Source organism: Pseudarthrobacter phenanthrenivorans Sphe3 (genome assembly GCF_000189535.1).
In the GTDB taxonomy this organism is placed as follows: Bacteria; Actinomycetota; Actinomycetes; order Actinomycetales; family Micrococcaceae; genus Arthrobacter; species Arthrobacter phenanthrenivorans.
The window spans coordinates 36289-58003 of the sequence record NC_015146.1 but is presented as its reverse complement, the minus strand read 5'-3'; the positions used below and the strand labels follow the sequence as shown (position 1 = coordinate 58003).

Sequence of the window (21715 nt, the reverse complement as noted above, 5' to 3'; positions counted from 1 at the left end):
AGGCCACAGCCGGGTCCTCATTTCCGAAAACGAACGGTCGAAAATTTGGGCTGTACACAATTCACGGCATGGCCCGCAATGAAGTGCCCGTCTTGCATGCCTCGAACCCTTTAATGAGCGTCCCAGGCGCCGTTCTGTGGTCAGCTCTTGCTGAAGACCAGACACACGTTTTGGCCGCCGAATCCGAACGAGTTGGAGATGGCCGCGTTCTGCGTGCCGTAGCGCGGCGAAACCACAATGTCCATCCCTATCTGTGGGTCAACGTTCCCTTGGTGGAGATTGCGGGTGGGCGGGATAATGTCATGCGCAACGCTCTTGACGGTCACGATTGCCTCAACTGCTCCCGCAGCTCCAAAGAGGTGGCCAAGGGAAGCTTTCGGTGCCGTCACACAGGCTGAATCACCGAAGACGGTTCTGATGGCTTTTGCTTCTGCAAGATCACCAACCGGCGTTCCGGTGGCATGGGCATTGATGTGTCCAATGTCTGCTGCGCTCAAGTCTGCATCTCTGAGGGCCTTACGGATGGCGGTGATTTGGCCAGCTCCGTCTTTCGCGGGCGCTGTCATGTGGAATGCGTCGGAGGCAATGCCAACTCCTCGGAGGACTGCGTGGACCACAGCACCCCGGGCTTGGGCGTGTTCAGCGCTCTCAAGGACGAGAATGCCTGCTCCTTCCCCCAGAACAAAACCGTCGCGGTCCGCCGAGAACGGACGCGAAGCTGAGCCTGCGTCGGCGGTACGCGTTGATATCGCCTGTGTTTGAAGAAAGGCCGCGACGGTTATGGGGGTGATGGCCGCCTCGGTTCCTCCCGCGATAACCACGTCAGCTTCTCCGGAGCGAATCAGCCGGGTGGCTTGCACCAACGCTTCGGCGCCGGAGGAACATGCGGAGACGGGGGTGTAAGAACCTGCCATGGCCCCATAGTGAATGCTCAAGGCCGCGGCGGGCCCGTTGGGCATCAGCATTGGCACTGTTCGTGGTGAGACGCGACGCTGGCCACGGCTTTCAAGAACGTCGTCCTCTCGGAGGAGGGTGCCTATGCCTCCGACTCCAGTCCCCATAACCACGGCAAGTCTTGTGCCGTCCACTCGGGGACTGCCGGCATCTGCCCAAGCTTCCGCCGCTGCAACCATGGCAGCCTGCTGAACGCGATCCAGCCGCTTAGCTGCCACAGGCGTCAGTGAATTGGCCGGGTCTGTTGCCATCGGTGCGGCGATCGTAACCGAGAGACCGGATTCTTGCAGGAAATCCGTGCTCACATCGCGGATGCCGGAGTTTCCCGCGAGAAGAGACTCCCAGGTTGTTCTCACGGTCCCACCTAAGGGAGTAGAAGCCCCCAGCCCGGTCACTGCAATATCGGTTGCACGCATAGCAAACACTCCGCTCATCATTTTGTATGTCATACAAGATAAGCACTTAGTTGTATCGAGTACAATTTTTGAGTGGAAGACGTAAGCAAGAGACGACGCCGCTCGGAGGGGCCGTCGCAGGCCAGAGGGCATTCAACCCGGCAACGCATTTTGGACAGCGCCGAAAAGCTCTACCTCTCCAAAGGAGCCAGTGAAGTCAGCGTTGCGGCCATTGCGGCCGAGGCCGGGGCTTTCCCTAACCAGGTGACCTACTACTTCGGTTCGAAGGACTCGCTGTTTATTCACGCCGCCTTCCTGGCCCTGCTGCACGATGCTGAACGCGTTGAGAGGGTAGGACTATCGGTGGAAAGCCCAGCATCGTTCCGTAGCGCTATGGCGAGGACCGTGCTGATTTTGCCCTCTATGCCGCTCATGGTCCGCGCCTTGGCGGTGGGAACATCGCGTCCGGACCTCTCGGCCGTGGTCGATCAGCATTTGAACCTGCTCTTCCGACAGTCAGAGCGATACCTGACCCGCCTGCTGAAGCTACGCAACTGGGAGCTCGAGCGCCCCTTGCCCGTTGAGGCGAGGACGTTCTGGAGCGCAGCGTTTGGTGCCACGCTCCTTTCGCAAGCAGGCGTCACAGGAAACGGCAATGATCTGGATCTTGCAGGAACATTGACGATCAGAAAGGTTGAACACCAGCCCTGAGCACCGGGAAACAGGCGGGCAAGCGGCGGTGGGAACTTCGCTCCCGCCATTCGCCCTTCCCCAGACTGAGGGGAGACGTCTTTCTCGTGATTCGGCGACTGATCGGTCAGACCAGTCCAAAGAGAGGCTCCGTTGCCTCCAATTGCTGGCGTAAAGGGCTGTGTCGGCTCCAGGAGTGAAGTGTAGCCGTCGTTTGCGCGGCAGGTTCGCTTCACGATCCTGCGCAGGTCGGCAGCTGGCGGTTATGGAAAATGGATATTAGGCTCGGCCTCCGTCCGCGGGAGGCCTACGCCAGCGGAAAAGGCGGAGAAGGCGCGGGCCGCCGCCGCCGAAGCAGGTAATGACTTGCTGGTGTGTGTTGGCGGCGGATCGACCACAGGGTTGGCCAAGGCCATCGCCCTGACCAGCGGCCTGCCTATCATCGCTGTTCCAACCACCTACGCCGGATCTGAAGCCACGAATGTTTGGGGCATGACGGAAGCGTCCCGTAAGAGGACCGGAGTTGACGACGTTGTACTCCCTGAAACCATCATCTATGACGCCGAACTAACCTACTCCCTGCCAAGGCCGGACAGGATCCGCTGCCACGTCAGACACCGTCGCGGAAAGGCTTAGCCGCAATGCTGACGAACTTGCACGCGACGGCGTGTCACGCATCATCGCGGCCCAAGGCGTCGAAGCCCAGCGCATGACACCAGATGAGAAGATCGCAGCAGTGCGCGAACTGGAGCGTGCCGGTGTTTTCCTGCTCAAGGGGGCGGTAGCGCAAGTCGCCGAAGACCTGCACGTATCAGAACCAACTGTCTATCGTTACGTAAAGCAGGTCAGGCGGGACGACGCACTCACCTTTTGAGCATTGGCACCTGTCCAAAAATCCGCTACGCCCCTCGCCTGTGGAACAGTGCAGCCATCGCCGAGCCTTCATGGCGGGAAGGGCAGAAACTAGAAACTGGAGCTGATGAACTGCAGTGGAGGTAGGGAGGCGATCCCGCCATTGACGACTACGTTCTGCTCCGCGACCACTTACGCACCAAAGGGGACGACCGCGCCCTCTACGAAGGCACCAAACGGGGCTTGCTAGGAACTTCAACTCTTCGCGCTCATGACCCTGGCTGACCAGTTCTGATCCTGTCATTTGGGGCGAAGAAACGACCCGGTCATGGGGCTAGGTAGGAGCAGCCCCTTTTCGGCCACTCCCCCACCCATTTTCGAACGCCGATAATGAAGATTCCGTAAAGCTACGGCAAGAGAGGTGGCGCGGCTGGGGAGAGGGTTCCCGATGGCTTGGCGTTGCGGAGGTACTGGTAGACGGTCTCCCTGCTGATCCCGTAGTCACGGGCAAGAAGTGCTTTCGGAACACCGGTGCCGGCGCGTTGGACAAGTTCGGCTGCCCGCTCCGGTGTGAGGGTCTTCTTCCGTCCTTTGTAGGCGCCGCGCTGCTTGGCCAAAGCGATGCCTTCCCGCTGGCGTTCCCTGATGAGGGAGCGTTCGAATTCGGCGAACGCACCCATGACGGACAGCATGAGGTTGGCCATGGGGGAGTCTTCACCGCTGAAGACCAGGCTCTCTTTGGTGAATTCCACCCGCACGCCTTTGCGGGTTAGGCCTTGGACGAGGGCCCGCAGGTCATCGAGGTTGCGGGCCAGCCGGTCCATGCTGTGCACCACCACGGTGTCCCCGTCACGGGCGAACCGCAGCATTTCCGTGAGCTCCGGCCGGGCAGTGTCACGGCCCGAAGCCTTGTCCGTGAAGACCCGGTCCAGAACCTGGCCCTCGAGCTGGCGTTTCTCGTTCTGGTCCAGCGTGCTCACGCGTACGTACCCAATACGCTGACCCACCATGGCTGCCTCCCACTCTCATGCGTGACATTGAGTGTTAGGGCCAAGCGAACGTGCGTCAAGGCTTCCGACTTTGCCCCACTGTCGAAGCCGGCGCTGGTCGTGCTGCGGTTTATGCTCGTTTCAATTAGAGCGCGAATCTATTCGGCAGAAGGATGAGTACTGCGGTGTAGGTGCTGCTGGATGTACGACTCATAAGACGGGCGAGAGTCCAGCCAGGGCCAGTCGTCTTCCCTAGGACCTGCTGTGAGGGAGCTTAGGACCGGGAGGCCAAGTTCTGCACGCATGGCATCACGAAGAACGTGAAGCAGATCTTGGGCTTGGAACCAGGCTGGATAGTAGGAAGTGAACGCATGCCGCTTCTCGACTCGCCAGGTTATCTCCATCAGGGCGCCCGATACCCGGTCTGCGAGATCAGCAACATGATTGGTTGCCAGCAACTGAATCTCGCCGAGCAGTGGCTGAAGTGAGTCGTTCCACGTTGTGAAGTATTCCGTGAGCCCTTCAGAGATGATGTCGTCGTCTTTATCGGAAATCTCTGACTCTCCGTCATACGACAAGAAAGCAGCTACTCCATCAATCTCGCGAAGCATGACTTCGGCTAACGCCAGATATTTCGCATAGACCGCGCGCCGATCCAAAAGCCAACGACGGCTATCCTCAACCTTGACCTTGCGCATCTCGCTCGAACGAGCTAGCAGGGCCGAGCAGCTGCAGCAGTTCGTTTCCTCGTCCCCGTGGGCGGTCGAGCCGGTCCGCCGCCGTCTGTCCGCCTTGGCCGAGGAGGCCGTCGGGCCTGAGGCGTGGGTGATCGACGATACCGGGTTCAAGAAGGACGGAACCGCCTCTGCCTGCGTGGCCCGGCAGTACTCGGGCACGCTGGGCAAGGTCGGCAACTGCCAGGTCGCCACGACCGTGCACATGGCCACCGATGCGGCGTCATGTCCGGTGAACTGGCGCCTGTTCGTGCCGGAGTCCTGGGACGATACCCGCGCCGAGACCAACGAGGAAGTCGCGGCCATCGAGGCCCGCCGGACCAAGGCGGATCCCGGAGAATGTCCGGAACAGGCCGAAGTGGGAGCTCGCGCTGGAGATGATCGACGAGCTTGTCCTCTGGGGGCGCACCTGCCCGGTCGCGGTAGCCGATGCCGGCTACGGCGACAACACGTACTTCCGGGCCGGCCTGACCGCCCGCTCGATCCCGTGGGTGATGGCGGTCAAGGCAGGCAACACCGCCTATCCGGCCGATGCCGTCCCCGAGCGCCTTGCATCCGGTGGCGGACGGGGTCGCCCAAGCGTGCCGCGCTACCGGCAGGACGCCGAGACGCTCCGTGATATGGCGCTGGCCGCTGGACGCCGCCAACTGCACCAGGTCACCTGGCGCCACGGCACCAAAACGGCCGGCGGCAACAGGACAGCGGCTATGAAGTCCCGCTTCCTGGCGCTCAGGGTCCGGCCCGCCAACCGGCATATTCCCCGCGCCGAGGACGGTTCCCTGCCCATGGCCTGGCTGGTCGTCGAATGGCCGCCCCACGAGCCCGAACCCACTGACTACTGGCTCTCCGACCTGCCCGCCGACACCCCGCTGAAAACACTGGTCAGGCTCGCCAAGATCCGCTGGCGCATCGAGCACGACTACCGCGAACTGAAGACCGGTCTCGGACTCTCCCACTTCGAAGGACGATCCTTCACCGGCTTCCACCACCATGCCACCCTGGTCTCGGCCGCCCACCTCTTCATCACCCGAAAACGCCTCGCCACCCCAAAAGCGGAAGGGGCAGCCTGAGCCTGTACGAGGTCCTCAAAGCACTCCAGGAACACCTCGTCCGGCTGCTCAGCCGCTGCCCCTCATCACAGTTCTGCCTCGAAGTGACCTCTCCCGGGCACGGCGCCGGTCCGCAGCGACCGGGAACACTGTCTCATGGAAAGGAACCGTGATCGCGTGAGCACCACTGTCGCCCACACGCATTCGTTCATCATCGGCGTGGACACCCACGCCAGGACCCACACCTACGCGGTGCTGACCTCCAACGGCGAGCACCTGGGAACCGAGGCCTTCCCCAACACCCATACCGGCAGGGCCCGCGCGATCGCCTGGGCGGCACGCCGCACCGGTGGAGACCTCGGCGCACTGTGGGTCATCGAGGGCATCGGCAGCTACGGGGCCCAGCTCGCCCGTCAGGCGGGGCTGGCTACCGGGCGGTCGAAGCGGCCCGGATGGGCCGTGCCGGGCGCCGCGGGATCGGCAAGTCCGACCCGATCGACGCCCAGCGCATCGCCGCCGCCGTGCTCCCCCTCGAGGATGAGCAGCTGCGCACCCCACGGATGGACGAAGGGATCCGCGCGGCAGCCCAGATTCTCCTCACCGCCCGGGATGAGCTCACTGGCGAGCGGACCAGGGCCGTGAACGCCCTGACCGCCCTCGTGCGTATCGCCGGCCTCGGCATGGACGCCCGGGGTCCCCTCGGCGCCAGGAAAATCGGGGAGATCTCCCGCTGGCGTCCGCGAGAGGAGGACCTCGCCGCCGCGACCGCCCGCACCGAGGCCGTCCGGCTCGCCAAGAGGATCCTCGCCCTCGACGCCGAGATCACGGACAACACGAACCGGATCGGCGAGCTCGTCGAGGCCAGCCCCGCCGCGGCCCTGGTCGAGGAGACCGGGATCGGGCCGGTCACCGCCGCCACCGTCCTGGTCGCCTAGTCCCACCCCGGCCGGGTCAGGGGCGAGGCCGCGTTCGCCGCTCTCGCCGGGGTGAACCCCATCCCCGCATCCTCAGGCAACACCACCCGGCACCGGCTCAACCGCGGCGGCGACAGGCGCCTCAACCGTGCCCTGAACGTCATCGCCATGGTCAGGATGGTCCACCACCCCCAAACCCACGCTTACGCCGACAGGCGCCGCGCAGAAGGCAAGACCGACCGCGAGATCCGCCGCTGCATCAAGCGCTACCTCGCCCGACGCCTCTACCGTCACCTCAACACCGCCGCCAGCAGCGAATTGGGGGTTGACGAGATATAGAAGCTTCATAGAAGCGTCCTCAACATCGTAATGGGCAAACTCCGCGGCTGGCCCGCCCCTGACAAGCGCCGGTTCCTGGCCCAGGCGGAGTTCCCCGGCGCGTACTACGTCGGAGACCCCGACGAAATCGCCCAGCGCATCGTGGACCTGCACGGCCACATGGGGCACATGCGCCACTTCCTGCAGATGGACATCGGTGGCCTGCCCCAGGAGCACTTCCTGGAATCCCTGATCCTGCTGGCCACCGAGGTCAAGCCCCGCGTCGAACGCCTCCTAGCCGGCAAGTAGCCCCGGAATCAAAGAACTAAGGCAATCATGGAACTTGGTGTCTACAGCTTCGGCGATACACAGCGCAATCCCGACGGGAGTTTTCGCTCGACCCCGGAGGCGATCGGCGACCTCTTCGAGGCGATTGTCTTGGCAGACCGGACCGGGCTGGACTACTTCGGCGTGGGCGAACACCACACGACAGACATGCCCGCCTCATCCCCGGGGCGGTGATTGCCGCCGCCGCCGGGACAACCAGGCAGATACGGCTCGGAAGTTCCGTGAATGTCCTCAGCACCGATGACCCCCTCGCGGTGGTTCCCCGCCCGGTCCGCGGACAGCTCCCGATCTGGCTCGGCACCGGTGGCAGCGCCCCCTCCTCTGCCCGTGCCGGAAAGCTGGGCCTACCCGTCTCCTACGGCATCATCGGCGGCACCCCGGCCCGGTTCGCTGCTTGGCCGGGATGCCGCCGAGGACCTGGACCGCTTCGATGTGGCCTTCCAGGAAAGCTTCCTGGGCCTGGTCGGGTAAATTCTATGAATGGCCTTACCCGAGCGAGAGAGCCGGAAGACGAACAGGTGGTACTTCGTCTTGACCCCGTTCAGCACCACCCAGAATTCGCCGAAATCCACCTCGGCCTCAGCGCCCGGGGCGTGTTCCTGCGGGACGAATACCTCCACTCCGCGCCGGCTTCAAGAGCGATCTGGGCCCGGCGGAGCCGCACGTAGTCACGCACGGTCGAATACGACAATTCCCTCGCTCCGTATTCTTCGATGAGCCGGGCCAGGATCCTGCGGGCAGTATCGCGCTGCTTCCGCGGCGCTGTCGTGTCCTCGACCAACATGGCATCGATCACCGCTTTGAACGGCTCCAGCCGCCAGCGCTACACCACGCAAATGGACTTGACCCCTTGCGGGCCAGGGTGTGGCGGTGTTCGGGAGACGATCGTTTGATGAACAGATCGAGAGCCTCGATGCTGGTCATGTCTCGTCGGCTTCATCTCAGCCCGACCCGCGCATCAGACCGGTCAGTCACGCCAAAACGGACAATGAACACTCTAAACGTGACTAACCGTTCCATTGCAGCTCAACCCCCGCCACCAACAGCACCGGGGTTCCCACCAGCGCTCCGGCGTCCTCGAAATCCAGGAAGTGCTTGAACAGGCCGGTATAGGACCCCTGCAGACAGGTGCTGCCGGCAAGTACGACGTCGGCGCGTTCGATGTGTTCCACCGCCGCCAGCGCTTCTGCGGACAGTTCGTCCCGCGCACGCGCCCCGGTGAAGCCCGGACCAAGTTCGGGCACGCTGATTTCCTGCACGCTCACCATCCGGCATCGGCCGAGTTCCCGCACTGCAGCATCAAGCAGCATGGTGGGTTTGGGCGGGGTGAAGTAGCTGCCGTCCAGGACGGCCACGTGCAGCGTGCCAGCAGTGATGCCATGCGCGGTCATGTCACGGCTCTACCCGCGGGGGAAAATTACGCTGCCGGCAGATTTCAGTGCTGAACGTCCCCACAGGCGTACTCATAGGATGCTCGCACCAAGGAGGCCACAACCTCAGCCTCGTCGTCATTACGCGGTGCATAGACCATAACCGACCCCGCGGGAATCAGCCCGCGTCGGGCTACTGGATGCTGTTCCGCCCAGCCGGCATCGATGGCGGTCCTCGCGGCGGCGTCCGGCAAAACCATGTGCAGGGAATGGTCAGGATCCGGGTGCAGGTGCGCAAACTCCGTGCCGATCATGAAGGCCTCCTGCGGCCCCTTGGCCTTCTCCACCCGGAGAGTCAGCGCTTCGGCGCCCGGCACGGAGATCATCGACTCCCGCCAGGCAACAGGCAGTTCAGCCAGCAGTTCGCGGAGCCGCCGACGCGGTCCGCCGTCTGCGGGCTGCTGGTCCAGCTGCACGTGCGGATTGGTGGGGGTAGTGGCTGGTCCGGGACCCTCCCGGCGTGGCAAGGCCGCAGGTTCCATGTCCGTCACAGCCGAAGCACGGGGCCGACAAGGACGAAGCCCAACTCGTTGCCATAGCGGGCGAAAAAGGCAAACAGTGCAAGTGCGGCCCCGGCGAGTGCGAGTTCCTTGAGGAACTGGATCTGCTCCATGGACTTGGCGGCCGGGTCCGTTTCCTTCCAGAACGCGTGCATCAGGAAGGCCGTGGGAACCAGGAAGAGGAACAACAGGAGTGCCCCCAGGTCCGGCCAGATGCCGAAAGCTACCATGAGCGCCCCGACGCCCAATTGGATTCCCGTGACGGGCACGAGGAAAGCCGGCACTCCCTTGCTGGTCGCATACCCGGACATCATCTCCCGTTGGGCGAAGTGGCCGACGGCGGAAGCGAGGAAAATCGAGGCGAACAGCAACCGCCCGACGAGTACCAGAATGTCCATCACGCGCTCCTAACTCATGTCGAACCGAATGTTCATAGCTATGTTGTCACTTGTGCGCCGAAATCGTTGAAAGGTCAACTGTCGGCAGGCCGTCGAACCGCTTGGCCGCCATTGATCCACGGAAGAGTCAGGAGAGACGACTTTGTGCTTCAGGCCGACCCTCGTGGGGTCATAGGCAAAGACTTCCCGACAGCGGCGACATCTTCATTGATCTCACACAATTGAATACTCCTCCTTTGAAATACTAACATCTTAGAATGACTATAGAGAATCGGGTTGCCGGGCGCAAGGGGGCAGAGAGAGCGACCACGCCTGCCTCGCTGACGCGACGCCAGAGGCGACGGCTGGTCCTGCTCGGGATGCTGTGTGCGGCCGGATGGCTGGCTTCGGTGCTGGTCGGGCACTATGTGGACTGCGGGCCCGAAGTCCACCGGATCGGGCTTGCCGTTCACATCCTGGCTCTTGTGCTGTCCTTTGGCACAATCCTCGTGGTCGACTGGCTGGGCTTATTGTGGCTGCTGGGCAAAGTGGAGATGCACGCGTCCGGCAAGCTTGAGGCCGCTGCCAAACCTTTGATCTGGGGCGGTCTAGCCTTTGCAAACTGCGTCTTAGGCTCCTGATTGCACTCATTGTTTCCCAGACCTGCTGGTGGACCGCAGTGCTCATCGGCCTCTTCAATAGCACGCTGCGTCGCTGGGTCGATGCCTGAGTGGCCCTCGATAGGGAACCGCGGAACCGGCATAGACATGCGTCTGGGCTCCATTTCGGTGCAAGGTGTACATCCATTTGAGTTAGGTAAGGTGCCTTTATTGTGCAGGGCGTGACTATACAACCGGAGCTGGCCCGGGTCCCGTTCGCCGCCAGGCTGGCTGGCTGGCTTCGGAGACCGCATCGCCATCAGGACCAAAGACCAATCAGTGAGCTACAGCGAGCTGGCGGACCGCGTTGAGAAAATGGCCCGAACCTTAGGATCCGCCCGGCGGCTCATTGGCCTTGAGGCGGAGAACACCCTCGAGTCCATCGTGGCCTACCTCGCCGCCCTTTCATCCGGGAATCCGCTCCTGATCCTTCCTGCAGGCGGCGGTTCAGCGGCGAACACCCTCCTGGACGCCTACGATCCGGACCTCGTGGTCCGCGCGTCGGACGGTGAGGCGGTTTTGGACGTGCGGCGGGAGGAAACCCGGCACGAACTGCACCCGGAGCTGGCGCTGCTGCTGAGCACCTCCGGATCAACCGGTTCACCCAAACTCGTTCGACTGTCCGGGGATTCCGTGCAGGCCAATGCCTCAGCCATCGCCCAGTACCTGCAACTGCACTCCGGCGATAGGGCAGTGGCCACCCTTCCCCTCTCCTACTGCTATGGGATGAGTGTGGTTAACAGCCACCTGCTGGTGGGAGCGTCACTGGTCCTGACGGATTTATCCGTAGTGGACCCGTGTTTCTGGGAAATGGTCCGCGCCGAAAAAGTCACATCTTTTGCCGCCGTACCCTACACCTTTGAGATGCTCGACCGAGTGGGATTTGAGCACATGGAGCTACCCAGCCTGCGCTACATCACGCCGGCCGGCGGCCGGCTCGATCCGGACCGGGTGCGTTCCTGTGCGGAACTGGGCTGGCGGCAGGGCTGGGACCTGTTTGTCATGTACTGCCAGACTGAGGCCACGGCCCGCATGGCGTACCTTCCCCCGACCTGGCCGAAGAGTATCCGCACGCCATTGGCGTGGCCGTGCCCGGTGGATCCTTCCGGCTGGACCCCGGGCTGGATGAAAGCGAGCTCGTGTACACCGGGCGAATGTCATGCTGGGGTATGCCGAACGCCCCCTGTAAGCGGCAACTTTAAACTGACCGGAGACGGCAAAACTGGTTGACCGTTCCTTGAGTTCTAGCGATCGACGCTTCATAGAAGGGTCGATGGTTAGAATCCGCCTGGTTTGATTTGAGCCCACCTGCCGACTCGCCGGGTGGCTTGTGACGGTTTAATTTGGACCCATCCCAGCGTTGTTCTCATCTGGTTTCCAAGGGTGGAGGGCATGGGATGGGGTCAAAAGTGGAGCTGTTCGCCAGAATTCGCCGGGACGCACGGGTGGAGGGGCCGTCTATTCGTGCGCTGGCCCGCCGTCATGGAGTTGGGCGACTGATTGTGCGGTTGGCGTTGGATGCGGCGGAGCCGCCGCCAAGCCGTAGATCCGGCTGGTTGCCCATGCCAGGGCAACCACGGTTTCCGGGGTGTCTTCGGGGGCTGAGGCGAAGCCGCCGATGAAGCCGCCGAGGTCTTCGGTGAGGTTAACAACACTGATGAAGACGGGTTTGGCAGCCCAGCCTGTGAAGTCCTTGATGCAGCTGGAGCCGACCTGCACCGTCTCGCCGTTTTCGACCTTGCGCACCAGGTACGTGTACTTGCGGTTGTTGCGGATGGACTAGCAGTGCTGGTACCGGCCAGCTTCCAAGGCGGAGCGGTCCACCACTGACTCTTCGACACCGGGCGCTGAGCGGATGACGAAGTCCGCCCCGTCTGCCGTCTCTACGGTGTCTACGGCTGCCAGGAACGTCCAGCCGTTGTAGCAGGGGGCCTCTCCGGTGATTTCCGTGTCCACGACGAGGTGTGTCCGCTTGAGCCGGGCCTGGTCAGTCTCGGTGACTTCACGCGTGCTGCCAGTGACCTCGATGCGGCCGGTAAAGCCGCGCTTGGTGGCACGGGCGTTGATTGACGTAGCGCGCTCTACGGTTGCGGCGTACTGACCGCCTTGCGCGAAGCAGGATTTGAAGTGAACACCGATCTCAGTACCGACATTCGGACCACGGCCGAAGTTGAAGCCAACAAAGCTGCCCGCCAGGAGGATCGGGTGGAGGCGCGGAACGCCAAGGCTGCCGGCCGCTCCGCGAAGGAGGATGCAGTCTGGGAGCGGCAGCGCCGTGACATCGCACGCCTGCCCGAAGGCGGCGAGCCGATCACGATCGGGCACCACTCCGAAGGCCGCCACCGTGCTGCTATCGCCCGCGCTGACCGCAGTATGCGCGCAGCTTCCGCGTACGAAGAGGCCAAGGACGCTGCAGAGCGTGCCGAAGCTGCCGCCCACACAACGGCATGGCGGGATGGGCGCCTGACGTACACGCTGCGGATCAATGAACCGGTTCGGTGGATTGACCTGACAGCAGCCGAATCAGTCGCGGTCCTGAACCGGCACCTCGGTCAGCACCTTGATGAAGCCTTCGGCGTCAGCACCTTGATGAAGCCTTCGGCGTCAGCACCATAACCTTGGGAACCCTCACTGATGAGGACCGCGAGGCAATCACCGCGATTGCCGAATGGCTGCGTGAACAGAGGTGTTAGATGATGGCGAGTATGCCGCCGGCATTCGGGCACATGCAGATTTCGCATTCGACTTCCGGGGCCAGCCCTGGCTGGACGGCCTCTCACAGATTGACGCCATCGTGGACGCCACAACAGGGGTTGGGCCCGAGCCCTACTCATGGTCTCCGTGGCTACCCAACACGACCCGGAGCGGGTTCAAGCTGCGGGCGTGGAGGCCGCGTCTCAGATGACTGCTCCGTCATCCGAACTCTTGAGCCGGCTCGTCCGCCTCGCGGATGGAGGATTCGTTCGCCAGCGCATCGCGGGTCGCTACCCGATTCAGGAGGTCCACGCGGCCATCAAGGCGGAAGGTAAGAACGGGGTCCTCTTATAGGCCGCTTCCGGCTCTGGAACTTGATCCAGAAGACCCTTGCGCACGGCAACGGCAGCCTCTATAGTAATTCTAAGATTTTAGCATTTCAAAGGAGAAATATTAGATGCGTGGCACTAAAGTCCGGGTGCATCGCGAACTCTTGCCTTCTCGCACGCAGAATCGTATTGTCGAGGACAGAGTGTATTAACTTAGATTCGCCGAAGGAGACAAGCTATGGATTCAGTCAATATCGAGACCCCCGCAGCCACTCAGGCCGAAGCGCTCGCAGCATTCGATCAGCAGGCAGCAGGGCAGTACTTGCGCGGTCAGTGGATTGCGGAGGAGCACCTGATGCGGGCCATTGGCGGGCCTCGCCCCGCAGGCATCCCTTACCGGTGGGCATGGGACGATGTCGAGAAGGCCCTCGCTGAGGCGACCATTGCACTCGGGCCCGTCGACACGGCGAGGCGGCACCTCACCTTCGTCAACCCTGGTCTCCTCGATCGCGGAAGCGCCACCACGCACACCATCTCTGCCGGCTTCCAGCTCGTGAAGCCGGGCGAAGTATGCTGGTCGCATCGACACACCATGGGCGCTGTGCGATTCATCACGAAGGGAGATCCGGAGGCTTTCACGACCGTCGACGGCGAGCGTCTGCCCATGGAAGATTTCGATCTTCTGATCACCCCGCGATTCTCGTGGCACGACCACCACAACCCGAGCGACTCCGACGTTGTCTGGCTCGACGGCCTCGACATAGGCCTTCTCTTCGCCCTCGGTGCAGTCTACTACGAGCCCTACGGCGACGACAGCCAGAACGTGCGCCCTTCGAGCAGCGAAGGCATCGGAACCCGCAGCCACTGGCTGCGTCCAACGTGGGAACGCGGTCGCGAGAGCAGACTGCCCGTGCGCTATCCCTGGAGCGAAGTCAAAGCGCGCCTCAATCTCTACGACCTCGACGCGGGCAACCCTTACGACGGGCTGGCGCTGCGATACGCCAATCCGGTGACTGGTGGCCCGACGATGGCCACCATGGACTGCTGGGTGCAACGCCTCGCCCCAGGGTTCGATGGCAAGGCCCACCGCCGTTCATCCAGCGCGGTCACTTACGTTATCTCTGGCTCCGGCTCGTTCGTCACCGATGACGAGACGATCAGCTTCGTGCCCGGCGACGTCATCGCGCTTCCGAACTGGACTAACTTTCGATGGGTGAATGCCTCCCCGACTGAGTCGGTACAGCTCTTCTCGATGCACGACATTCCTGCACTGCAGGCTTTTGGCCTGCTCTACGAAGAACCGGAATCGATTCTCAACGCGACACCCGCGCCCGTGAACCCTACTCCGCCACTCAAGCCAATCTACCGGGCTGGCGCCTTCTACGATCAGGATGAACTATGACGGCTCGAGGCATCACCGCAGCCGATATCACCGGTATTGTCGGCATCGTTCCGACGCCGTCGAGGCAAGGCTCAGACTCCGCTCAAGCTGTCGACACGATCAATCTCGACGAGACCGTTCGCATGGTGGATCTGATTGTCGATTCTGGAGTCGATGTTTTATTGACGAACGGCACCTTCGGCGAGGTGGCGACACTCACCTACGACGAGCTGCTTGCCTTCAATGATGCCGTCATCAGCACCGTCGCGCATCGCATACCGGTTTTCTGCGGGGCCTCAACGTTGAACACCCGCGACACAATTTCTCGCGGCAAGAAGCTGATGAGTCTCGGAGCTGACGGTCTCTTCGCAGGTCGACCGATGTGGCTTCCCCTTGATGACGAGCAAGTCGTTGCGTACTACTCTGCACTCGTCGAAGCGATGCCCGATGCGGCGTTCGTGGTCTACGACAATACGGGCGTGTTCAAGGGAAAAATTTCGTCTGAAGCTTACGGACAGCTGGCAAAGCTCCCGCAGATCGTCGCTGCGAAACACCTGGGTGTGCTTCCGGGAAACGACGCATACAAGAATGATCTCGAAGCAGTGCATGGCAGCTTTCCGTTGTTACCGACCGCGGACAACTGGCTGACGTCGCTCAACGCGTTCCCGGGCGAGGTACCAGCGGCATGGAGCGGTGACGTTGCCTGCGGTCCGGAGCCCGTGCTGGCCCTTCGGGATGCCATAGCGGCGGGCGCTTGGGATGACGCTCAAGTCGCCCACGATGGCATCGTTTGGGCTACCGACCCGCTCTTTCCCGATGGCGACATCACCAAGTTCATGCCATATAGCATCCAGATTGATCGAGCTGAGTTCGAGTCTGCCGGATACATCACGCCAGGTCCGGCCCGCCACCCGTATGGGACCGCTCCATCAGCATATCTCGAGGGCGGTAGAGAAGTAGGAAGGCGGTGGGCTGAACTAAGAGCGCGGTACGCGAAGGAGCCTAAGCACGTTGGTGCCGGGTACGCAACCTCGGTCGTCGACTTCAGCGACAGTGTGTAGCAGGTGCTGTGAGCACGGGCGCCGACATCGCTCCTGCTTTGGTGTGCGCAGTTCACGGGAACGTGATAGCAACTCGCTACCGCCTGGCTGGAGTGTGCCCAACGAGCTCCGGCTACACCTTGCGGTGCTTCGCAGTCGGCAGGAGATGCGTGCTGTTGTGCATGCGCACCCTCCCGCCGTCGTGGCAATGACTCTCGTCGGCCAGCGCATCGGCCCATCATCGGGGCATTCAATATTCTGGCAATGCATCTCGCCACCGTAGGAATCCCCGTGTATGAGAGTTCTGCACTTATTCGCACCCCCCCCGAATGCGGTGCCGCCATGGTTGGCTCAAAGGGGCGAAGCCACGGTGGTGCTACAGGCTGGCTATGGGCTCACGTCTGCGGGAACAACGGTTTAACGAGCTGTTATCCAGGCTCTTAATGTCGATGCTCTCGCCAAGATGCACCTAGCCGTGATAAGGGCGGGCGCGGTGCCGACCGACATCGATGGCGGCAATCGCGAAGACCTTCCCGATCTAGGGTCCGGCTTCGACGACGACACCGTGTGGCGGTTCCATCTCGCCGCACTCGAACACAAGGGACTTTCGATCCCGTGATTCAGGAGACAGCATGAACCAGCAGCAGATCGGACAAAAGAAGTGGAACGTGATTGTCGACAATGAGCCGATCGACGTCACTGATCGCTACGAAATCGAGAATCCAGCAACCGGCAGGCCGCTCGCCTTGGTTCCCGACTGTTCGGTGGCCGACGTCGACCGTGCTGTAGCTGCGTCGAAGGCTGCGCAGAAGTTGTGGGCGGCTCTCCCACCGCGGCAACGAGCAGCACAGCTCCGCACATTCGCCGAGGTCGTCAAGTCACACGCAGAGGAACTGGCCATGCTCGACGCAGTCGACGGCGGATTCTCTCTCGCTATGATGCGGCGAGACGTCGAAGCCGGACTCGAACTGATCGACATTTTCGCAGACATGGCCCTCGACCTTGGTGGGCGAACCGTGCCGGTCAGCGAAAATCTCCATTTCACGACGAACGAACCCTTCGGCGTGGTTGCTCGCATCGGGGCGTTCAATCACCCGATCTTTTTTGCTCTCTCCAAGATCGCAGCGCCTCTGGTCGCCGGCAACTCGGTTCTTCTGAAAGCTCCCGATCAGACTCCCCTCTCGTCGCTGCGACTCGCGGAACTCGCAATTGGAGTACTGCCGACCAACCTACTCATCACGATCAGTGGCCGAGGTTCGATCTCTGGGCGCGCGATCGTTCGGCACCCCGATATTAGGAGAATCGGCTTCATCGGCTCCACCGCCACAGGGCGCTCCATACAACGCGACGCGTCGGAGGTGGGGGTGAAGCACATCTCGCTCGAGCTGGGGGGCAAGAATGCACAGATCGTCTTCGCCGACGCCGACCTCGAGAAGGCGGCTCACGGTGCGGTCAACGGCATGAACTTCACCTGGACGGCAGGTCAAAGCTGCGGGTCCACCAGCCGCCTTCTCGTTCACAGTTCCGTCGCTGCGCAGCTGACGGAACGCGTCGCTGAACTGGTCCGCGCGATTCGAGTCGGACTCCCTCTCGACGAGTCGACTCAGATGGGTCCACTCGTCTCCGAGGCGCAGTATCAGAAGTCTGTCGACGCGATCAGCACTGCGGTGAGCGACGGCGCCAGGATTGTCACCGGAGGTGCGAGGCCCGAGGGCTTGGGAGAGGAAGGATGGTTCCTCTCCCCCACGGTGTTAGCTGACGTCGCGCCCGGATCGTTCGTCGAGCAAACCGAGATCTTCGGTCCTGTGCTATCGATCGTGACGTTCGAGACTGATGACGAGGCATTGCGCATCGCGAACGGTGTCGAGTACGGACTTACTGCGACAGTCTGGAGTTCGAACACCACGCGAGCGCTTACGGTGGCTCGACAGGTCGACGCCGGCTATGTGATCGTCAATGGCGGTAGCAGACACTACTGGGGCCTACCATTCGGTGGAACAAAAGCGTCGGGTGTCGGCCGTGAAGAATCGATCGATGAACTCTTGTCGTATACCGAGGTGAGGACGACCACGGTGGTTCTGGACTGACGTCGGCCATCTCTTTGAACGAGCTCAACCGCGCATCACGTGAGTTCCGCAGCTTTCGCTGCAGCAGCCTGACGGATTCTCCGCTGGTTTGGCAGACGTGGGCGTGGTGGAGCAGCCGGGCGACGGTGGCCGTGGCGATGGTCTTGGGCATGAGCTCGTCGAACCCGGCGGGGTCGATGTTGGAGCTGATGGCCAGGGACCGCTTCTCGTAGGCTGCATGGACGACGCGGTAGAACCCTTCTGCAGCGTCGGCGGTTACCGACAACAGGCCGATGTCATCGATGCAGATCAGATCGGCGTTGGTGGCCCGGTCGATGACTTTGTTCACGCTGTCATCGATGCGGTGCCGGCGCACGAGTGCGCCGAGGTGTTCCAGAGTCAGCCAGGACACGGTCATGCCTTCGTCGATCGCTTGTTGCCCCAGTGCTTCGAGCAGCAGTGTTTTGCCGGTGCCGGAAGGCCCGCAGGCAATCAGGTTCTCCTTCCGCCTGACCCATTCGAGGGTGCGCAGGAACTGCGTCGTTGCCGCCGGCACCGAGGACAGCGCTTCGTCCCAAACGTCGAAAGTCTTGCCGGTGGTGAGGTGTGTCAAGGATGTGAGACAGTCGGCTGGTTTCTTTTCGGCTAGGCGGCAGCGGGAAGCTGCTGGTTCTTGATTGTGAACTTGGCCATTGCTGTGGCCGGTGGCAGGCCCTGGTTGTTGCTGTGGGGCCGCCAGCGGTTGTAGAACACTTCGATGTAGCGCATAGTGGCCAGTCTGGCGTCTTGCCGCGTGGTGAAGCTGTGATGAGGGTAAAACTCGTTTTTCAGCGATGAGAACAGCGATTCCGCCACGGCATTATCCCAGCACACCCCGGTGGCGCCCATCGACTGCCGGATCTTGTTCCCGGCGCACCAGGTGCCCATTTCGCGGGATGTGTACTGGACGGATTCAACCGGTCGTCGCAACACCTCGATTCTGGAGGTAGCGATGGGCAGGCCAGCAGGCTGGATGAAAGTGGCGACGGGCAGGCCTGTCATGAAATCGCCCGGGAAGCCGTCGTTAAGGCGGGACACCGAGCGGGCGTTCTGGCGTGAGATCGCGACGGGGTGTACGAGCGAGCGGGCAGCGACATTGGCTGGCGTGTCGCAAGCGGCCGGAACGCGCTGGTTCCGGGATCGTGGCGGCATGCCGACGTTCATGCTTGCCCCGCTCAAAGGCCGGTACCTTTCGTTCGAAGAACGTGAGGAGATCGCGCTGTTGAACGCGCAGGGCACCGGTGTGAGGCAAATTGCCCAGGAATTGAAACGGAGCCCGTCAACGATTTCCAGGGAGCTGCGCCGGAACGCAGCTACTCGCGCTGGGAAGCTCGATTACCGTGCGTCTGTTGCGCAATGGAAGGCAGAACGGTTCGCTCAGCGGCCGAAGACCGTCAAGCTTGTAACGAATGAACGGCTGCATCAGTACGTGCAGGACAAGCTCGCCGGTGTCGTCCGGGCACCTGACGGTCGTATCGTCGCCGGCCCTGGTGCGCCGGAGTGGAAGGGCAGGAACAAGCCGCACCGGGGTGACCGCGAGTGGGTGACGGCGTGGAGTGGAGCCGATTTCGAACCGGCTCAAGGCTGATTTCCCGGATGATGAATCCATGCGTATCTCCCATGAGGCGATCTACCAGGCGCTTTACGTTCAGGGCCGCGGAGCGCTCAAACGCGAACTCGTTCTGCACCTGCGCACGGGGCGTGCACTGCGCGTACCAAGAGCTCGGTCGAAGCGGCAGTCCTGGGCTCATGTCACTGAGGAGACGCTCATCAGCAAGCGCCCTCCCGAAGTCGCCGATCGCGCCGTTCCCGGGCACTGGGAATCTCAATGTTTCTGTCAAGCCGCCTGAGCGGTGATGCGTGGCATTGGTTCCTGGTAGATGGTGTGGTCACGGAGCATCGCCCAGAGGACGTTGATGCGACGTCTGGCGAGGGCGATGAGGGCCTGTTTATGCGACTTTCCTTCTCCGCGCTTCCGGTCGTAATAGGTTCTTGAGGCCGCGCTGTTCTTCAAGCTGGAGAGGGCGGCGAGGTAACAGGTCCGCAGGAGCCTGCGGTTAAAGCGACGTGGTCGGTGCAGGTTCCCGCTGATTCGTCCGGAATCGCGCGGGACGGGAGCCAGCCCCGCGACGCTGGCGAGCCGGTCGACTGAGTCAAACGCGTCCAGGTTGCCGCCGATGTTCGCGAGAAAAGTAGCTGCGAGTACGGGGCCGAAGCCCGGCATGGTGAGCAAAACATCGGCGCTGTCGTGCTTCCCGAACAGGTCCGTGATCTGGGCATCGATGCCGGCGATCTCCGCATCGAGAGTGCTGATTTGCCCGGCCAGCCGGACGACCAGGGCAGAGCCTGTGGTCTGAGTTGGCAGTACGGTGTGCTGGGAGTTTGCGGCTATCAGTGCCTTCTCTGCCATCTTGGCACTATTGCGGCAGCCGCGTTTCCTCAGCCAACCGGTGAGCCGAGCTAGTCCGATCCGCCGGATGCCCTCGGGTGTCTGGTAGCCGCCCAGGAGGACCAGGGGCGCCTGTTTGGAGTAGTCGAACGCACGCTCGAGAGCCGGGAAATATTCCAGCAAGGTGGCGCGGAGCCTGTTGATCGCCCGGACACGGTCGCAGATCAGATCCGTACGGCGGGCGGTGAGGAGCCGCAGGTCAACGCTGATCTGGTCCGTGCGGCGGACTGGTTGGAGGTCCGTGCGCATCCGTGCCTGGTCAGCGATGATCCTGGCATCTTTCGCGTCGGTCTTGCCATCTCCGCGGTAGGTCTCCGCAGCGTGATGCACGATCCGTCCAGGTATATAGAGCAGTTGCTGGGCGTGCGCGGCCAACAACTCGATCAACAGGGCCGCTCCGCCGGAATTCAGATCCGTGGCCCAGCAGACTTCGCCCCCGGCCGCGATCTCCGCGATCGTGGCTATGAGTTCGAGCACTGCGTTTTCGTCGTTCTCGACCCGTTTCGAGAGCAGCACGGTCCCCGTCTGATCGATCACGACGCAATGATGTGCTCTTTTGCCTGAGTCGATTCCTACCCAGAATGCCGGCATGTTCAGTCTCCTTCGATCAGCTCCAATTTCGGTTGGCCCTGTCGATAACTACGCCGGCACGTCCTTACCCAACGATCAATGTCGTAATTCTCAATCAGCGGTCGAGTCATCGGCGGGCAGCGGGCGGCCATTCCCAGTGAGCCATCCAAGCGGCAGGGCGACCTAGGCCATACCCGCCACCCGAGGGTGATCGAAACACTACGACAGCTCCGAAATCACCCACAACAAAATCGTAAGGAAGGTGACTTGGTGATTGGCCTGCAACGATCGGCGATCGGCACGCTGGTCGAGCGGACGACACGGTTCGCGATGCTGATCCACCTACCCCGCGGAGAAGGCTACGGCGTAATCCCACGGACGAAGAACGGACCCGCGCTGGCTGGCTACGGTGCGGTGACGATGGCAGACGCCCTCGCCAAAACGATCACGACACTGCCACAGCAACTGCGACAATCGGTGACTTGGGATCGCGGCAAAGAACTCTCCGACCACGCCAGATTCACCGTCGACACCGGAGTAAGGGTCTACTTCGCCGACCCGAAGAGCCCATGGCAGCGCGGCACGAACGAGAACACGAACGGTCTGTTGCGCCAATACTTCCCCACGGGCACCGACCTGTCCCGATGGACCAGCGATGATCTCGCAGCCATCGCGCACACTCTCAACACCAGGCCACACAAAACGCTCGGCTGGAAGACTCCCGCCGAAGCACTGGACGAACAGCTACGATCAGTTCAACAACCCGGTGTTGCGACGACCGGTTGAATCCGTCCTGCGTTCCATGATCACTGTGGAAAATGGCGTTGGGACTCAGATGGCCGCGGTCCCTGGCCATCGTCAGGGCCCCGGTAACCAACGAGGCGCGCATGTGTTCAGCCATAGCCTGAGGTGTGTCAAGGATGTGAGACAGTCGCGTA

22 protein-coding genes and 7 pseudogenes are annotated in these 21715 nt (G+C 62.2%); 17 read left to right on the top strand and 12 right to left on the bottom strand.

Annotated features, from left to right (window positions below):
* Positions 1–140: 140 nt before the first annotated feature.
* The gene (locus ASPHE3_RS20015; RefSeq protein WP_013602991.1) at positions 141–1370 is read right to left on the bottom strand and encodes a beta-ketoacyl-[acyl-carrier-protein] synthase family protein; all 1230 of its coding nucleotides are present in this window, start codon (positions 1368–1370) and stop codon (positions 141–143) included.
* Positions 1371–1442: 72 nt separating this feature from the next.
* Here ASPHE3_RS20015 and ASPHE3_RS20010 point away from each other — a divergent pair, with 72 nt between their 5' ends.
* The 3 genes and pseudogenes from ASPHE3_RS20010 to ASPHE3_RS20000 all read left to right on the top strand — a co-directional run bounded on the left by ASPHE3_RS20010 (position 1443) and on the right by ASPHE3_RS20000 (position 2913).
* Positions 1443–2060 carry a TetR/AcrR family transcriptional regulator C-terminal domain-containing protein gene (locus ASPHE3_RS20010; RefSeq protein WP_041653589.1) on the top strand — a complete coding sequence of 206 codons (618 nt, stop codon included), beginning with the start codon at positions 1443–1445 and terminating at the stop codon, positions 2058–2060.
* A 291-nt stretch (positions 2061–2351) separates the two neighbouring features.
* Positions 2352–2624, top strand: a pseudogene (locus ASPHE3_RS21725) (iron-containing alcohol dehydrogenase); the annotation flags it as partial.
* Between the two features lie 82 nt (positions 2625–2706).
* Positions 2707–2913 (top strand): helix-turn-helix domain-containing protein, encoded by a 207-nt coding sequence (locus ASPHE3_RS20000; RefSeq protein WP_049786160.1) that lies wholly within the window; start codon positions 2707–2709, stop codon positions 2911–2913.
* A gap of 385 nt (positions 2914–3298) precedes the next feature.
* On the opposite strand, the gene ASPHE3_RS19995 is transcribed toward ASPHE3_RS20000, so the two are convergent.
* Both ASPHE3_RS19995 and ASPHE3_RS22775 read right to left on the bottom strand, forming a co-directional pair.
* A complete protein-coding gene (locus ASPHE3_RS19995; protein ID WP_013602989.1) occupies positions 3299–3901 on the bottom strand; it encodes a recombinase family protein in 603 nt (200 codons plus the stop codon).
* 137 nt (positions 3902–4038) lie between these two features.
* Positions 4039–4578 (bottom strand): hypothetical protein, encoded by a 540-nt coding sequence (locus ASPHE3_RS22775; RefSeq protein ID WP_147422523.1) that lies wholly within the window; start codon positions 4576–4578, stop codon positions 4039–4041.
* Here ASPHE3_RS22775 and ASPHE3_RS22770 point away from each other — a divergent pair.
* From ASPHE3_RS22770 to ASPHE3_RS22900, 4 genes and pseudogenes are all read left to right on the top strand, one after another.
* Positions 4565–5684 (top strand): annotated as a pseudogene (locus ASPHE3_RS22770) (IS701 family transposase). The gene ASPHE3_RS22775 and the pseudogene ASPHE3_RS22770 overlap by 14 nt on opposite strands.
* A gap of 135 nt (positions 5685–5819) precedes the next feature.
* Positions 5820–6916, top strand: a pseudogene (locus tag ASPHE3_RS19980) (IS110 family RNA-guided transposase).
* 30 nt (positions 6917–6946) lie between these two features.
* Entirely contained in the window at positions 6947–7204 is a 258-nt protein-coding gene (locus ASPHE3_RS19975) for a hypothetical protein (RefSeq protein WP_041653584.1), read from the top strand.
* Between the two features lie 27 nt (positions 7205–7231).
* On the top strand, positions 7232–7417 hold the full coding sequence (locus ASPHE3_RS22900) for a hypothetical protein (protein ID WP_041653582.1): 186 nt from the start codon (positions 7232–7234) through the stop codon (positions 7415–7417).
* A gap of 219 nt (positions 7418–7636) precedes the next feature.
* Here ASPHE3_RS22900 and ASPHE3_RS21705 read toward each other — a convergent pair.
* From ASPHE3_RS21705 to ASPHE3_RS19950, 4 genes and pseudogenes are all read right to left on the bottom strand, one after another.
* Positions 7637–8060: pseudogene (locus tag ASPHE3_RS21705) on the bottom strand (IS21 family transposase); the annotation flags it as partial.
* Between the two features lie 190 nt (positions 8061–8250).
* A complete protein-coding gene (locus ASPHE3_RS19960) occupies positions 8251–8634 on the bottom strand; it encodes an NAD(P)H-dependent oxidoreductase (RefSeq protein ID WP_049786158.1) in 384 nt (127 codons plus the stop codon).
* A gap of 44 nt (positions 8635–8678) precedes the next feature.
* The gene (locus tag ASPHE3_RS19955; RefSeq protein WP_013602988.1) at positions 8679–9140 is read right to left on the bottom strand and encodes a luciferase domain-containing protein; all 462 of its coding nucleotides are present in this window, start codon (positions 9138–9140) and stop codon (positions 8679–8681) included.
* A 20-nt stretch (positions 9141–9160) separates the two neighbouring features.
* Positions 9161–9571 (bottom strand): DoxX family protein, encoded by a 411-nt coding sequence (locus ASPHE3_RS19950; RefSeq protein ID WP_013602987.1) that lies wholly within the window; start codon positions 9569–9571, stop codon positions 9161–9163.
* A gap of 257 nt (positions 9572–9828) precedes the next feature.
* Here ASPHE3_RS19950 and ASPHE3_RS19945 point away from each other — a divergent pair, with 257 nt between their 5' ends.
* Together ASPHE3_RS19945 and ASPHE3_RS19940 are read left to right on the top strand one after the other, a co-directional pair.
* Complete coding sequence (locus ASPHE3_RS19945; RefSeq protein ID WP_049786157.1) at positions 9829–10191, top strand: hypothetical protein; 363 nt, start codon at positions 9829–9831, stop codon at positions 10189–10191.
* A 297-nt stretch (positions 10192–10488) separates the two neighbouring features.
* Positions 10489–11439 carry an AMP-binding protein gene (locus ASPHE3_RS19940; RefSeq protein ID WP_013602985.1) on the top strand — a complete coding sequence of 317 codons (951 nt, stop codon included), beginning with the start codon at positions 10489–10491 and terminating at the stop codon, positions 11437–11439.
* Between the two features lie 228 nt (positions 11440–11667).
* Here ASPHE3_RS19940 and ASPHE3_RS22370 read toward each other — a convergent pair whose 3' ends face one another.
* Together ASPHE3_RS22370 and ASPHE3_RS22365 are read right to left on the bottom strand one after the other, a co-directional pair.
* A complete protein-coding gene (locus ASPHE3_RS22370; RefSeq protein WP_013603002.1) occupies positions 11668–11955 on the bottom strand; it encodes a hypothetical protein in 288 nt (95 codons plus the stop codon).
* Between the two features lie 33 nt (positions 11956–11988).
* Positions 11989–12165: a hypothetical protein gene (locus ASPHE3_RS22365; protein ID WP_013603001.1), complete on the bottom strand. Its 177-nt coding sequence runs from the start codon at positions 12163–12165 to the stop codon at positions 11989–11991.
* Between the two features lie 171 nt (positions 12166–12336).
* Here ASPHE3_RS22365 and ASPHE3_RS21700 point away from each other — a divergent pair, with 171 nt between their 5' ends.
* The 6 genes from ASPHE3_RS21700 (at position 12337) to ASPHE3_RS19905 (ending at position 17740) form a co-directional block, all read left to right on the top strand.
* Positions 12337–12825: a DUF3560 domain-containing protein gene (locus ASPHE3_RS21700; RefSeq protein ID WP_013603000.1), complete on the top strand. Its 489-nt coding sequence runs from the start codon at positions 12337–12339 to the stop codon at positions 12823–12825.
* A 645-nt stretch (positions 12826–13470) separates the two neighbouring features.
* A complete protein-coding gene (locus ASPHE3_RS19920) occupies positions 13471–14634 on the top strand; it encodes a cupin domain-containing protein (protein ID WP_013602983.1) in 1164 nt (387 codons plus the stop codon).
* The gene (locus tag ASPHE3_RS19915) at positions 14631–15674 is read left to right on the top strand and encodes a dihydrodipicolinate synthase family protein (RefSeq protein ID WP_013602982.1); all 1044 of its coding nucleotides are present in this window, start codon (positions 14631–14633) and stop codon (positions 15672–15674) included. The genes ASPHE3_RS19920 and ASPHE3_RS19915 overlap by 4 nt, the downstream gene beginning before the upstream one ends.
* A 145-nt stretch (positions 15675–15819) precedes the next feature.
* Positions 15820–15936 carry a hypothetical protein gene (locus tag ASPHE3_RS22970; protein WP_409372059.1) on the top strand — a complete coding sequence of 39 codons (117 nt, stop codon included), beginning with the start codon at positions 15820–15822 and terminating at the stop codon, positions 15934–15936.
* A gap of 210 nt (positions 15937–16146) precedes the next feature.
* Positions 16147–16272 (top strand): hypothetical protein, encoded by a 126-nt coding sequence (locus ASPHE3_RS22860; RefSeq protein ID WP_302050775.1) that lies wholly within the window; start codon positions 16147–16149, stop codon positions 16270–16272.
* A 13-nt stretch (positions 16273–16285) separates the two neighbouring features.
* Entirely contained in the window at positions 16286–17740 is a 1455-nt protein-coding gene (locus ASPHE3_RS19905) for an aldehyde dehydrogenase family protein (protein ID WP_013602981.1), read from the top strand.
* Positions 17741–17798: 58 nt separating this feature from the next.
* Here ASPHE3_RS19905 and ASPHE3_RS21685 read toward each other — a convergent pair.
* Together ASPHE3_RS21685 and ASPHE3_RS22965 are read right to left on the bottom strand one after the other, a co-directional pair.
* Positions 17799–18317, bottom strand: a pseudogene (locus ASPHE3_RS21685) (ATP-binding protein); the annotation flags it as partial.
* A gap of 47 nt (positions 18318–18364) precedes the next feature.
* Positions 18365–18910: an integrase core domain-containing protein gene (locus ASPHE3_RS22965; RefSeq protein ID WP_409372056.1), complete on the bottom strand. Its 546-nt coding sequence runs from the start codon at positions 18908–18910 to the stop codon at positions 18365–18367.
* On the opposite strand from ASPHE3_RS22965, the pseudogene ASPHE3_RS21880 reads away from it, so the two are divergent.
* Positions 18864–19581, top strand: a pseudogene (locus ASPHE3_RS21880) (transposase); the annotation flags it as partial. The gene ASPHE3_RS22965 and the pseudogene ASPHE3_RS21880 overlap by 47 nt on opposite strands.
* 14 nt (positions 19582–19595) lie before the next feature.
* Here the strand turns inward: ASPHE3_RS21880 and ASPHE3_RS19880 are convergent.
* Positions 19596–20798, bottom strand: a complete 1203-nt coding sequence (locus tag ASPHE3_RS19880; protein ID WP_013599339.1) for an IS110 family RNA-guided transposase — start codon at positions 20796–20798, stop codon at positions 19596–19598.
* Between the two features lie 237 nt (positions 20799–21035).
* Here ASPHE3_RS19880 and ASPHE3_RS19875 point away from each other — a divergent pair.
* Positions 21036–21563, top strand: a pseudogene (locus ASPHE3_RS19875) (IS30 family transposase); the annotation flags it as partial.
* Positions 21564–21715: the final 152 nt, after the last annotated feature.

What these genes read in the sequence shown, in the direction of transcription:
- ASPHE3_RS20015 (WP_013602991.1), bottom strand. Translation starts at nt 1,370, where the DNA reads ATGCGTGCAACCGATATTGCAGTGACCGGGCTGGGGGCTTCTACTCCC.
- ASPHE3_RS19995 (WP_013602989.1), bottom strand. Translation starts at nt 3,901, where the DNA reads ATGGTGGGTCAGCGTATTGGGTACGTACGCGTGAGCACGCTGGACCAG.
- ASPHE3_RS22775 (WP_147422523.1), bottom strand. Translation starts at nt 4,578, where the DNA reads ATGCGCAAGGTCAAGGTTGAGGATAGCCGTCGTTGGCTTTTGGATCGG.
- ASPHE3_RS19975 (WP_041653584.1), top strand. Translation starts at nt 6,947, where the DNA reads ATGGGCAAACTCCGCGGCTGGCCCGCCCCTGACAAGCGCCGGTTCCTG.
- ASPHE3_RS22900 (WP_041653582.1), top strand. Translation starts at nt 7,232, where the DNA reads ATGGAACTTGGTGTCTACAGCTTCGGCGATACACAGCGCAATCCCGAC.
- ASPHE3_RS19960 (WP_049786158.1), bottom strand. Translation starts at nt 8,634, where the DNA reads ATGACCGCGCATGGCATCACTGCTGGCACGCTGCACGTGGCCGTCCTG.
- ASPHE3_RS19950 (WP_013602987.1), bottom strand. Translation starts at nt 9,571, where the DNA reads ATGGACATTCTGGTACTCGTCGGGCGGTTGCTGTTCGCCTCGATTTTC.
- ASPHE3_RS19945 (WP_049786157.1), top strand. Translation starts at nt 9,829, where the DNA reads ATGACTATAGAGAATCGGGTTGCCGGGCGCAAGGGGGCAGAGAGAGCG.
- ASPHE3_RS19920 (WP_013602983.1), top strand. Translation starts at nt 13,471, where the DNA reads ATGGATTCAGTCAATATCGAGACCCCCGCAGCCACTCAGGCCGAAGCG.
- ASPHE3_RS19915 (WP_013602982.1), top strand. Translation starts at nt 14,631, where the DNA reads ATGACGGCTCGAGGCATCACCGCAGCCGATATCACCGGTATTGTCGGC.
- ASPHE3_RS22970 (WP_409372059.1), top strand. Translation starts at nt 15,820, where the DNA reads ATGCGTGCTGTTGTGCATGCGCACCCTCCCGCCGTCGTGGCAATGACT.
- ASPHE3_RS19905 (WP_013602981.1), top strand. Translation starts at nt 16,286, where the DNA reads ATGAACCAGCAGCAGATCGGACAAAAGAAGTGGAACGTGATTGTCGAC.
- ASPHE3_RS22965 (WP_409372056.1), bottom strand. Translation starts at nt 18,910, where the DNA reads ATGCCGCCACGATCCCGGAACCAGCGCGTTCCGGCCGCTTGCGACACG.
- ASPHE3_RS19880 (WP_013599339.1), bottom strand. Translation starts at nt 20,798, where the DNA reads ATGCCGGCATTCTGGGTAGGAATCGACTCAGGCAAAAGAGCACATCAT.